Here is a 12,319-nt window from a genome sequence, read left to right on the forward strand (position 1 = left end):
CATGAACTTGACTGCCATCGGCGATCTGGCGCGCGGTATGACCCTTCGCACTCGCGCCACTGAAATCAAAACACAGATTGAAACCCTCTCTTACGAGATGTCCACCGGCAAAGTGCAGGACATATCTGACCGGCTTGGCGGAGATTACTCTCAGATCCTGGATTTGGACCGTTCGCTTGCCAGACTCGACGCCTTTGGCATCGCCACAGCCGAAATGGCCCTGTTCACGGATGCCATGCAGTTGAGCCTGAAGACATTTGGAGATTCGGTTGGCGAAATAACCGCGTCTCTGTTGGCCTACGGGACGGCCAATCAGCCTGTAAATCATGCACAGGCGTCAGATCATGCCAGGAATGAGCTCGACACGATGGTATCGGCATTGAACACGCGGGTTGGTGGACGCAGTCTGTTTTCGGGTACAGCCACGGATGTCTCGCCACTGCCATCGACTGACACGCTGTTGGCTGCGTTGAAGACACAACTGACGGGGGCCATGACCGTCTCCGACATACGCCTGGCTGCCGATACATGGTTCAATAGCCCTGCCGGGTTTGACGCCATGATTTATCAGGGTGCGAACACCACGCTCTCTCCTATGCAGATCTCGGAAAATGAAAGCGTTACGCTGCCACTCACGGCAACCGACCCAGCATTCAAGGCAGCCCTGAGGGATGTTGCCGTAGCAGCAATAGCCACAGACAATACTTTGGCTCTTTCTTCCGATCAGCGCACTGCATTGTTCACACAGCTGGGCGTCGATCTGGCCAACGCACAGGATGCCACAGTAAACCTGCAGGCCCAGGTCGGCAGCGCCGAGGCCCGCATCGAACAGGCCGCCACGCGAAATTCGATGGCCCGAACCAGTCTGGAATTCAGCCGGAACGTGCTGATCGCAGCAGATCCTTATGAAACAGCGGCGAAATTGCAAACGGTGCAGTTTCAGTTGGAAAGCCTCTATTCGGTAACCGTTCGCAATGCGAACCTTTCGCTGGTGAATTTCCTGAGATGAGGGCGCTGATACTTCTTCTGATCCTTCTTCCCGGTATGGCCTGGGCGGGGGCAATCCGCCTCAAGGACCTCGTCGATTTCGACGGTGTCCGAGGTAATGATCTTGTGGGTTATGGCCTGGTTGTCGGTTTGAACGGAACCGGTGACGGATTGCGCAACTCCCCTTTCACCGAAGAGATCATGTCCAACATCTTGGAGCGTTTGGGTGTCAACGTAACGGGCGAGGATTTCCGGCCTAAGAACGTGGCAGCCGTGTTGGTGACAGCCAGTCTGCCGCCTTTTGCCAGAGTCGGCGGCCAAATCGATGTAACGGTTTCGGCGATAGGCGATTCAAACAGCCTATTGGGTGGGACGCTGGTTATGACCCCACTTAACGCAGCAGACGGGCAAATCTATGCGGTTGCACAAGGCACAATCCTTGCAGGTGGCGTTTCCGCTGAAGGAGAGGCCGCGTCGGTCGTGCGCGGGGTGCCAACCTCGGGTGTGATCCCGTCCGGCGCGCGTGTTGAGCGTGAAATTGAGTTCGACTTGTCAACTCTGACCCAAATGCGCCTGGCATTGAGAGAACCCGATTTCACCACGGCCGCGCGTATCGAATTCGCCATAAATACCGAGTTCAACAGAGCTGTGGCAATCATGCGCGATTCAGGCACGGTTGAGCTCAACATTGCTGCAACTCAGGCAGTATCAACGGCCCATGCCATCGGGCGTATCGAGAATATTCTGGTCGAGCCGGAAGCAAAAGCGCGTGTGGTGGTCGATCAGCGGTCCGGCACTATCGTTATGGGGCAGGAAGTCCGGATATCGCGTGTGGCTGTCTCTCAGGGTAATCTGACCCTGACAGTTCAGGAAGCGCCGATTGCCGTGCAACCCAACCCGTTTGCCAAGGGCGAAACAGTAATCGTGCCGCGCACTATTGCGGGGATCGAAGAGGAAGAAGGAACTGGCCTTGCCGAAATCCCCGAAGCTACGACCCTGTCCGAGGTTGTCGCAGGCCTGAACGCGCTGGGGGTGTCGCCCCAGGATATGATCGACATCTTGAAAACCATCAAGGCGGCGGGTGCCTTGCACGCAGAATTTGTCGTCAGGTAGCCGGCATCTCTGGCCCAACGGGCGTGCTGAGAACATGCCCGCGACGTTAAGGCCTATTTCGACTTCCAGCTGTCCAGCCAGCGCTGAAATCTGTTTCGGCGTTCTTCAATCGCGTCGCCGGCAGCATAAAAGCCGTCTTCCACATTCTCAATCATCGGATCAATTCGGGCCTTCCGGAACCTGCGCCAGCGCACCCAAACCGCCCAGACCAGCGCGGCAAAAATTGTCAGGAAAATGATGTTGAACCAGGGAATGACCTGCGCATCCGGCCCTTCCACATGTTTGATGAAAATGGCGTTGGGAAAGATCGACATGAACTCGTTGCGCCACCCGTAATGGGTCACGACCACCCATTTCGGGTTTTCCTTGGTCGATTTCGCATCATTGGCTTCGGTGTAAAGGTTCGCCGTGTCGAACTTGAAGTAGGGTGGCCACCCCCACCCGGTGTCTTCGTTTCGGTACACGATCGGCTTGCCATTTTCGCGCACGGCCTGAATGAATTGCACATCCCGGTTGGACAGGCTGGTGGACTGGTCTTCGGGTTCAGACCAGAAAATCCGTGTCCAGTCGTTCAGATCCTGCCGCTCTTCGTAGGTGTTTACGATACGCACAACGTCGTGTTGCGGAAGCGAGTATTGCAGGACCGCAGCGATCATTCCCCAGAAAATGATGATGAACGCCCATTTTACGTAGGCCATGCCTAAACCCTCACATGTAATTCACGATGTAGATCAGCGCGCCAATCGCCACCCATGGCACAATATAGACACCCAGGATCAGTTTGCGCCGGAACGAATTGTCATACACATGCAATCCGCGTTCGACAAAAGCGTCCTTGTTGCCCGACTTGCCCTTCTCGTCCCACCAGCTTTCCAGTTTACGACGGCGTATCCCGCGCGAGTAGAAAGACAGCGCGACATAGGCGATCGTTTGGATCACCAACAAGATCAGCAAAAGGCGCAATAACCCGAACATCTCAGCCTTTCCTTACCGAACCCCACGGACCGACCCGCGCGATTATGTCATCGCTGACCCGGTCTTCGCCGCTCATGTCCGGCTCATGGCCGAACAGCGCGGCACGGGCCCCTTGCTTGTCCACCTGATACTCGCGCGCGAGGAAGTCGGCAACATAGGCTTTCTTGCTCTCGGGCCATCTGGAATAGGTGTTATAGAACAGCTCTTTGTGGCAGATGAACATCTGGCGTGGATCCAGCGGGGCCAATTCGGCCAACAGCATATTCACCAGATCACGGTTCGGCGTGTCAGCGGCGCGCAAAGTGTAGAAATAAGCCGGATGATCCGACGTGATACGCGGCCACGGCCCCCCATCGCTTGCCCAGCGCAGCAGTTGCGCAAGGCCGTGATAGGCTTCGGGCAAGCGATCCGAGTGATTGCGCGCCAACCGCCGCATATCGCTTCGGTCCAGCCCGGTCAGGTCGACATCCGCATCCGCCGCCGCGTCGACAGTCAGAAAATCCATCTTCTGCTGCAGGATCGCAGCGGCGTCTACGCCGCGCGCTTTGACGATAGGTTCAACCAGATCATTGTAATCCAGAAACTTTGCAATCTGGTTCCGCTGCGACGGGTCAAAAACGTATTTGATCGGCAAATCGTCAGGCTTTTCGCCCATGCAGATCGCCGCCGGGTGGTCCAGATCCGGGAACAGGTACAGCCCGCCGAAATGCGCCGTCCAGAAATTGCGTTGCTCAAAATCCGTGTGGCGCAGATGGACGGGGTTGCGCGTGACGTCGCCGGTTTCCTTGGCCGTTTCTATCATCTTCGCGATCAGCACATCGTCGAACCAGGCGTCCTCGGCGGTTTTGAATTGTTCGACCATGCCCGCCAGCTGCTGCGCCTTGCGCAAGGTGCCGCCTGCGGTGTCGGCCTCAATCTCGATCTTGCGCAGATTAAACAGATCGCGGGGACTGCTAAGTTTGAAGACCGAGTTCACCAGCTCTCCGGCCACCGCATCGGTGGCGGTCAGGGCGAACAGCTGCGCCTCGTTCATCTCAATGAATTCGCGCAGGATATCGCGAGAGGTCGAGAACTTGACGTTCAGCAAAGGCGCGCGTTTCTGCTCGGTCGTCAGCAGGATGAACTGCCGGTTGACCCCGTTGGGGTTGAGGTAGAGCTCGTCCTCCAACTCAATCCCCACCTCCGGCGAATAGCCCGAGATATCCACATGAAAATCCGAAAGCTGAGTGGTCTTGCCCGCCAGATGCTGCAGCGCGCGGTTATACCTCTCGACTAAGGCCGGGCTGGAGATGTGGACGAGGTTGCCGAACATCAGGCCTTTTTCGATGAGGCGGATCATGGCGATTGCCTTCCTGCGCAACGGTAGCGATGCGCCCGGCTCGAGGGTGGGTGCGGAACGCGCCCGCCCTGGGGGGCGGGTCGGGCGCGTCGCGGCTGCGCCGCGATATTGCAACCTAGCGGAAACCTGTACTCTATGAATACGAAACTCATGCTCGCAGTCCTTTTGCAAATGCAAAAATGGTCGCGAAACCAAGTGGTACAGCAATCAACCAGAACTGTAGCTGAAAACAAACTATAACATCTGCGGGATTTGCATTGCCATGGTCCACGGCAAATCGGTCGACAAAAACAGCCATCAAAGTATAGCCGGCAAGAATTGCGAGAATGGCGCAAGCCGCACCATAGGCTAAGAATGGAAGAAGCCATTCCTTTCCATTGACTTTAACCGCACGAGCCGTTCGATAGGCTCGGAACGCTATTGGAATAACACCCACCGTGCTCAGCAGTAGAGGTAGACCTATAGCGATCAAATAAGTCACCCCTTCCCCTCCAGATACCGCCGCTTGGCCTCTTCCATCCGGCCCATCTCACGCACGGCACTCTCAATCGCGACCTCGTCGCTCTTGTCGGCATAGCGGAACTCGCTGTCGGCGTAGCGGTTGATCTCTTGCATCACCATGTCCACCGTGATCGGCTGGCGCAGGTCCTCAATCATGGCTTTCTTGGTGTCGTAGTCGCGGAACAGGAACAGGTCGGGGTTTTCCATCCATTCATCGGGCAGTTCAAAATCCATCGCGCGCACCTTGACTGCGTCGGTGATGTTCTTGATCGCGCGACCGGTAAAGCGCTCATCCGCCTGCTGGATCGCCTTGAGGTAGGTGCCCAGCTTGGCGATTGTGTCCATCTGACCGATCACGCCCGAGACCCGGTCATAGACCTGCAACAAAGCATCCTCATGCGGGCGGGAATGGCTTTCGAAACTGGCGGCGACGGCCTTTTTGATTTCCTGCGCGGCGTAAGCCTCGTGTTCGCCCAGCGGGATGTCGTGGTTGCGACCCATCAGCAGGTGCAGGATGTCGATGTAATCCTCGCGCGTCTGCGGCCCGTCCACCAGAAACCGGGCGCCCGCCCGCTGGCGCAGGGCGTCGTCCACATTCTCGGGGTAGTTCGAGAACATGCCAAAGGTACAGTTGCCGCGCACGACGGTATTGGCACCGGCAAAGCTCTCCATTAGCACGGCGGTAATCTCCAGCTGCCCGGCTGACGACTGCCGGTCGCCGCGCTTGCCCGCGAGCTGGTCGATATCGTCGATGGTGCCGAACCCGATGACCGAGGGGTCGATGATCGTGTTGATAAAGGCCTTGGCGTTCTGGCCGGATTTGCCCTGATAACTGTCGATATTGTCGGTGCTCAGGTTCTGATAGCGGAACGGATAGCCCGCGTTCTGGCAATACTCGTTGATCAGCCCGGCCATCATCTGGATCAGTGTGGTCTTGCCGGTGCCCGGTTTGCCGTCACCCATGAAGGTAAAGATGAACCCGCCAAGTTCGGCAAAAGGGTTCAGGCGGCGGTCGAAATCATAGGCCATCACCATCTTGGCCAGCTTCATCGCCTGATACTTGGCGATATGGTTGCCGACCACTTCGTTCGGCTTCTTGAACGTCATGGTCAAGGTGGTGGATTTTGCCTTTGAAGCGGGCTCGAACCCCCGTATCGTCAGATCATCCGCCTCAATATGCCAGGCCGCATTCTGGAACGGGGCCAGATGACCTGCGGACCCTGCGCGCAGGGCTGACTTCTCCATCAGTTGTTCGGCATAGGCACTGGTGGCCGCAATCAGATGGGCATCGTCCGAGGCGTATTTGGCCAGCGTCCGGTCCAGCTCCCACAACGCGCCGTGCAGGGCAAGTTGGCCGTTGTCGGTCAGGACCTCTTCGATATCACCAATATCAACCGTGGTCTCACCCAGATGCGAGGACAACAGATAGGCCAGCGCATTGCCGAACGTGTGTAACGTGATCAACGCTTCGGCTGTCAGTACCTCCGAAAACTCGGTCTTCCGCGCGGCGGGCAGATCCCCGGCCAGGTTGGCACGTTTCAGATCGGCAAGCGGGGTTTGTTCCGCATAAGTGTCCGCCACGGCCAGAGCGATTGCGACGGCGCGGCGGATCACCTGTTGTGCAGTCGCTTGCGGCGGCGAAACCAAGGCATCACCATCGTCCGAGGCTTCGATCCTCTCAACCAGATGCACCCCGTCTGCGCGCACGGTCCGGTGTGTCACCAACCCCGGTGTCGTCGAGCGAAACCGGCGACCGGTTGACACGCCCGGCGAGCGTTCAACGGTGGTTTCCACGGCTTTGGCGATCCGCGGCGCATGTTCGAACCCATTCAGCAAAGCGGTCGCTGCCGGATAATGCTTGCGAATATCGTCTTCGCGCAATTCCATCTGATCTGACGTCAAACTCATCTAAAAAACCGCCCTTGCTTCATCTTTTCAAAAATACTCTCGCCGAAGGCGAAAATTAGTACCTCAAAACCTGCCCCGCATTGCTGACGACGAACTTGCGCACATCTGCAAATCCCGGCGGGTTGCGTTCGGCCAGCACCTGAAACGGGCGCTGTGGCAGGATGATTGACCGTTGGGTGCGGGTGGCTCCCGTCTCGGCCCCCTGCCCGCCGAAAGGATCCAGCGCAAAAACCTCGCGCTCGACAGTTGAAAACCAGCCAGCGCGTTCCTCGATGACCTCTTCGCTGTGCAACTCTTCGGTAGTCCAGGCCAGCGCCCAATCCTGACCTTGCGGAGATTGCGCATCCTCCAGCACCTGCCGCAAGGGGCCGGATTGTTCGGTAAAGGCCGAAGAATACATCGGACCCACATGAATGCGGCGCAGGTGTTTGGGGTGCAGGTCGTTGAAATCCTGATCAAAGCCCTTGGCGATCGTCACCAGTTTCAGCCCGCCCAAGGATTGCGCCATCAGATGCGCCTGCACTTCGGGCCAGCGGCGTTGATCCTTGGGCAGGGCGGTTTTGCCTGTGTCCTCCAGCTGCATCAGATAGATGACGGGCAGGTTGATCTGGCTGTCATAGACCGCCCAGTGGATCATGAACTTGCGCCGTTCGCCTACATTCCCGATCCAGTGGCACTCAGGATCGTTGCGGGCCCAGAACAGCTGACCCTTCAGCAACTCTTCGTAGTAGAGCCGTTGAGACAGCGCAAATTGCAGTTTGGTGGGGATTTCCCGGTCACCGATGATCGTGCGGACCATGTCGGTTTTCAGGTCATCTTCCGAGGGCATATTCGCCAGATGCACCTGCGCCTGCTGCGCGTCATTGGCCATGGTCAGCAACTCGGCCGCCACCGGAAACCCGCTGTCGCGCTTGTCCATTGCAAGGCTGCCAAAGAACCGCCCCGTATCGCGCCCGACCAGCAGGTATTTCATGCTGAGCGCGCGAAAGGTGTAGAGCAACCCCGAAAGGTAACGCGACACAATCCGCACCTCTTGCTTCGAGATCGCGCCCTCGGCCTCCATCGTTGCCGCCACGCGCAGGAGGTGGACGGTGATCACCTCGAATTTGCGGAAATAGCGGCGCGAGGCGAAGGTGTCGGTCAGGCCGACATGGTCTTGGGTGGCGTCATTCACCATTAGTCTCCACCGTCTCCATCACCATCGGCATCCCCTGAATGAAACCCATCTGCCTCGTTGTGAAAGGCGATTTCAGCAGAAACCGGATCCTCTTTCCGATAGAGACGATAAACCACGTGCCCTACAGCAATGAACACAGCAAAGCCCAATATTGGAAACCAAATAGACTCAGTGATCCAGTAGAGTACGACACCAATGCCGATTGCGAACCATCGCATGATCATCGCGGTCTCAACCCAATCGGGTAGCTCGATATCCTTGCGCGTTGGTCGGTAGGAGGTGCCTTTGCCGCTGTCTTTCATTGCGACTGCGCCCTTCAAGAGCCCCCATACAAATTCTTATCATGCTTCTCGACAATCGAGGCAAATCGGCGCGCGAACCGCTCATCCGCCTTGGCCTTTTTCTCCAGCACGTCGCGGGCAAAGACCATGTGGTCCTCATGCGCCTCAAGCATGTCGGCCATTTTCTGGTTGGTCGCGGTACCAATAGCAGCCATTGCCGTCTGAGCCTCCTGGTCGGTTTGCACACCGATCTCGTTGATGCGATGGGCCACATCCTGCTGCTGCGCGGTTTTCAGCGATTTTGTCAGGGCGTCATACAGCACCACGCGCTGCTGCGTGTCTGTTTGCAGCTTGTTGATCAGCACCATCTGTGTCGCCGCCTGGTTCTGGAGTGAATCGACCCAAGTTTTACCCTTTTCGATATAACGCTCCAGTGTCTGAGACTTGGCCAACTTGACCTGCTCTTCCTGAACCTTGGCGTTGTATTGCTTGTTCAGCTCGGCCAGCTGCGTTTCCAGCCGGGTCCGCGCGGCGGCGTCCTGTTCGACACTGATCTTGTTCTCCAGCGTGATAATCGCCGGGTCCATGCCCTGAATCTCGGCCCGCAGCGCTTCCAGTTCGGCCACGGTTGCCTCGCGATCGTCCAGCGTGTCTGTCAGGTTGTCTTCGACCTTTACACGTTGCTCTTCCAGCACGGTCAGCTGCCCTTGCAGCAGCTTCACGATCACATCGGATTTGGCGATCAGGTCCTGCAATTTGTCGTCGATATTGGCCGTGCGCATCCGCTCTTGCCGCAGCGACTCGGATTTACCCTTGGAAAAGATGCCAACAAACGATTCCCACCCGGTTTTCGAGCGCATCTCGTCGAAATCCTTGGAAAACGCGTTGGTAACATCGTCCAGACCCATGATCAGCTCGGCGATGTTGGCGTTCATCACCTCAGTGTGGGCGTGAACATCCTCGAGCGTGGCATTTTCGATGTCGATATCGGCCTCGGCCGTTCCAATCTTGGCCCGCGCCGCTTCGATGCGCGAGGTCAGCCCCTCAATCTGCGACTGGCTTTCGCGCACTTTCGTTTGCGTTTCTTTGATGAGCGCTTCGAATTGCTGGTTCGACATCTCTGCTGTCCTTTTTTTCTTTAATTACCCAATAAGATAGGAAATGTTACGGTCATTTACATCCCCTTGAGTCCAAAAATCACGCAAACTCTGGCAAACTTGGGGTGGAAAGAAAAGCCGCGTGATCGCAACCTGACGTAGAACTCAACGCTGCGACTATGCTGCAACGATTAGGTCCGAAAATAATTTGATCAAAACTGGGCTGATCGACCTGTATCAGTGGCCATAGACAAAGCCTTCAACACCTGATTGGGTGCGCCAACTCAATTTCTGCGCGGAGAATGACATGCTGGACGCAACGACTGATCTAAAATCAATTCTGAAGAACCCAGGCCTGCTTGTAACCAAAGCCTATATCGGCGGTCAGTGGGTGGATGGTGACAACGGAACGTTCGACGTGACCAACCCGGCCCGGGGCGATGTGGTGGCCAAAGTGGCCGATGTCAGCCGCGCGCAGGTTGCCGGAGCAATCGCACAGGCCGAAGCCGCGCAAAAGGAATGGGCCAAGCTGACCGGCAAGGAACGTGCCGTGATCCTGCGGCGCTGGTTCGACCTGATGATGGAGAACGCCGAAGATCTGGGCAAGATCCTGACCGCAGAACAGGGTAAACCGCTGGCTGAGGCCATCGGCGAAATCGGCTATGGCGCGTCCTTCATCGAGTTTTTCGGTGAAGAAGCCAAGCGAGTGTATGGCGAGACCATCCCGGGACATCAGCGCGACAAGCGGATCATGGTGCTGAAACAGCCCATTGGTGTGGCGGCTTCGATCACACCCTGGAACTTTCCAAACGCCATGATCACGCGCAAGGCAGGGCCGGCGCTGGCGGCGGGGTGTGCCTTTGTTGCCCGCCCGGCGGCAGAAACACCACTGTCCGCGCTGGTTCTGGCGCTTCTTGCGGAACAAGCCGGCGTGCCAGCTGGTGTCTTCAACGTGGTGCCTTCATCCCAGGCCAGCGAGATCGGCAAGGAGTTCTGCGAAAACCCCGGTGTGCGCAAGTTGACCTTTACCGGCTCGACCGAGGTGGGGCGTATCCTGCTGCGGCAAGCTGCTGATCAGGTCATGAAATGCTCGATGGAACTGGGCGGCAATGCACCCTTTATCGTGTTTGATGACGCCGATCTGGATGCAGCCGTCGAAGGCGCGATGCTGTGCAAATTCCGCAATAACGGCCAGACCTGTGTCTGCGCCAACCGCATCTATGTACAGGCCGGTGTTTACGACGCGTTCGCTGCCAAACTGAAAGCGGCAGTTGAAGCCCTGAAAATCGGCGACGGTCTGACTGAGGGCACCACAACCGGCCCGCTGATCAATGCCGATGCGGTCGCCAAGGTGGAAGAGCATATCAGGGATGTCACGGACAAGGGCGGCACCGTTCTGACCGGCGGATTGCCTCACGGTCTGGGCGGTACGTTCTTTCAGCCGACCATTGTGACCGGCGTGACTCAGGACATGATGGTGGCGCAGGATGAAACCTTTGGCCCGCTGGCACCGCTGTTCAAGTTCGAGAATGAAGATGACGTGATCGCAATGGCGAATGACACGATCTTTGGCCTAGCCTCGTATTTCTATGCTAAGGATCTGAGCCGCGTCTACAAAGTGGCCGAGGCGCTGGAATATGGCATTGTCGGCGTGAACACCGGCATCATCTCGACCGAGTTGGGCCCGTTCGGCGGCGTCAAGCAATCTGGTCTGGGCCGAGAAGGCAGCCATCACGGCATGGAAGACTATCTTGAGATGAAATACGTCTGCATGTCGGTCTGATCTGGGGGGCCATCGCCTTGGGGCGGTGGCCATTCTGCCCACGGGCGAGGCGTTGTTCTGGTCAATCGGATCATTGACGGCTGGGCAATGAGCTTATTTCACCAAACATGAATTCCCTGCGGGCAAGCTTCGTGGGGACTTTTCTATAGGCCCGATCCGATCCCAAACTTACGTCTTCTCCTCTTTGGCTATCACGGTCGTTACGGTGCGCGTCACCCGACTTCTGGTGATTGCAATCGCTCCTAAAACCAAAGCACAGGCTATGGCTTGCGCAGTAGTGATTGCTTCTCCAAACGCAAAGAACCCGACTGCAAACATCGTGGGCAATTCAATGCTTCCGACAACTGCAGTTTGAGAAGCGCCGATCAGCGGCGAACAGATCGTGTAGACAAGCTGCGGCACAAGCGCCGTGACCAATCCAATTCCAATGATCAGAACCCAATCGGATTGACCGTCAGGAAGCAGCGTGGAAACGTCTGCACTCAGCATCAAAGGCAAAAGCCCAAGAACCGATCCCAGCGACACCGAGGCGATACGTGCAAGTGGCGCAATTCGGGACAACCTGTGGACCAGAACAGAAATCCCGAAGCCAAAACCAAATGGCGCAGCCAGCGAGATTAAAAGCGTAGGAATGTGCTCGAACGGAACGGATGCTGGCGAGCCTGCTATGATGGCAGCCAGAATTATGAGACCAGAAGCAAGAATCGCACGCCTTGTGGGAGTATCGGCGAACAAAGCCCACGCAATGATCAACGTGAAAACCGGATATGTCATATAGAGCACGCCCACCGTCGATGCGGGCAGTGTCTTTAAGGTTGTGACATATCCAATCCAGCCAAGCCCCATCACCACTCCGACCGCAAGACCCCAACAAATCTCGCGCCAGGCTTTTCGGTGTACGATGAGCACTGGCAGTAACAAAACCGCTGGAACGATGTAGCGATAGAATGCGACCGCGAAAGGTGCAACGCCCTGCTCAGTCAGCCCCCTGCTGAAATAGGGAACAAGCCCGAAACAGATTGAAGCAAAAAGAACGCCAACAACCGCAAGCGGTTGCGGAATAGCCGGTCTGGTCTGCGTGGATGTCGTCGACATCTGCAAGTTCTAGCACAGGTTCGCGATGAGTGTAGCCGAGTTTACCGGGCCGACGCATTGATG

At 57.0% G+C, this 12,319-nt stretch carries 12 protein-coding genes; 3 read left to right on the forward strand and 9 right to left on the reverse strand.

Going from position 1 to position 12,319, the window contains the following annotated elements; all coding sequences use genetic code 11:
* Position 1: 1 nt before the first annotated feature.
* Together ACR0JI_RS13350 and ACR0JI_RS13355 are read left to right on the forward strand one after the other, a co-directional pair.
* The gene (locus tag ACR0JI_RS13350) at positions 2–1,009 is read left to right on the forward strand and encodes a flagellin (protein WP_480474734.1); all 1,008 of its coding nucleotides are present in this window, start codon (positions 2–4) and stop codon (positions 1,007–1,009) included.
* The gene (locus ACR0JI_RS13355) at positions 1,006–2,100 is read left to right on the forward strand and encodes a flagellar basal body P-ring protein FlgI (RefSeq protein WP_480474732.1); all 1,095 of its coding nucleotides are present in this window, start codon (positions 1,006–1,008) and stop codon (positions 2,098–2,100) included. The genes ACR0JI_RS13350 and ACR0JI_RS13355 overlap by 4 nt, the downstream gene beginning before the upstream one ends.
* 53 nt (positions 2,101–2,153) lie before the next feature.
* Here the strand turns inward: ACR0JI_RS13355 and ACR0JI_RS13360 are convergent, their stop codons facing one another.
* The 8 genes from ACR0JI_RS13360 to ACR0JI_RS13395 form a co-directional block, all read right to left on the reverse strand.
* Positions 2,154–2,798, reverse strand: coding sequence for a DUF1523 family protein (locus tag ACR0JI_RS13360; RefSeq protein WP_480474730.1), 645 nt, complete (start codon positions 2,796–2,798; stop codon positions 2,154–2,156).
* Between the two features lie 10 nt (positions 2,799–2,808).
* Entirely contained in the window at positions 2,809–3,075 is a 267-nt protein-coding gene (locus ACR0JI_RS13365) for a hypothetical protein (RefSeq protein ID WP_480474728.1), read from the reverse strand.
* 1 nt (position 3,076) lies between these two features.
* On the reverse strand, positions 3,077–4,414 hold the full coding sequence (locus tag ACR0JI_RS13370; protein ID WP_480494527.1) for a DUF6638 family protein: 1,338 nt from the start codon (positions 4,412–4,414) through the stop codon (positions 3,077–3,079).
* 148 nt (positions 4,415–4,562) lie between these two features.
* On the reverse strand, positions 4,563–4,895 hold the full coding sequence (locus ACR0JI_RS13375) for a hypothetical protein (protein ID WP_480494526.1): 333 nt from the start codon (positions 4,893–4,895) through the stop codon (positions 4,563–4,565).
* Positions 4,892–6,823: an AAA family ATPase gene (locus tag ACR0JI_RS13380; RefSeq protein ID WP_480494523.1), complete on the reverse strand. Its 1,932-nt coding sequence runs from the start codon at positions 6,821–6,823 to the stop codon at positions 4,892–4,894. Before ACR0JI_RS13380 ends, ACR0JI_RS13375 begins: the two co-directional genes overlap by 4 nt.
* Positions 6,824–6,878: 55 nt before the next feature.
* Positions 6,879–8,000: a hypothetical protein gene (locus ACR0JI_RS13385; protein WP_480474721.1), complete on the reverse strand. Its 1,122-nt coding sequence runs from the start codon at positions 7,998–8,000 to the stop codon at positions 6,879–6,881.
* On the reverse strand, positions 8,000–8,302 hold the full coding sequence (locus tag ACR0JI_RS13390) for a hypothetical protein (RefSeq protein WP_480474719.1): 303 nt from the start codon (positions 8,300–8,302) through the stop codon (positions 8,000–8,002). The genes ACR0JI_RS13385 and ACR0JI_RS13390 overlap by 1 nt, the downstream gene beginning before the upstream one ends.
* A gap of 14 nt (positions 8,303–8,316) precedes the next feature.
* The gene (locus ACR0JI_RS13395; RefSeq protein ID WP_480494521.1) at positions 8,317–9,399 is read right to left on the reverse strand and encodes a hypothetical protein; all 1,083 of its coding nucleotides are present in this window, start codon (positions 9,397–9,399) and stop codon (positions 8,317–8,319) included.
* Between the two features lie 286 nt (positions 9,400–9,685).
* Between ACR0JI_RS13395 and ACR0JI_RS13400 the strand changes: the two genes are divergently transcribed.
* Positions 9,686–11,161, forward strand: a complete 1,476-nt coding sequence (locus ACR0JI_RS13400) for an NAD-dependent succinate-semialdehyde dehydrogenase (protein WP_480474715.1) — start codon at positions 9,686–9,688, stop codon at positions 11,159–11,161.
* A gap of 168 nt (positions 11,162–11,329) precedes the next feature.
* Here ACR0JI_RS13400 and ACR0JI_RS13405 read toward each other — a convergent pair whose 3' ends face one another.
* On the reverse strand, positions 11,330–12,256 hold the full coding sequence (locus ACR0JI_RS13405) for a DMT family transporter (RefSeq protein ID WP_480494519.1): 927 nt from the start codon (positions 12,254–12,256) through the stop codon (positions 11,330–11,332).
* Positions 12,257–12,319: the final 63 nt, after the last annotated feature.

It is taken from the genome of Ruegeria sp. N10 (assembly GCF_056531545.1).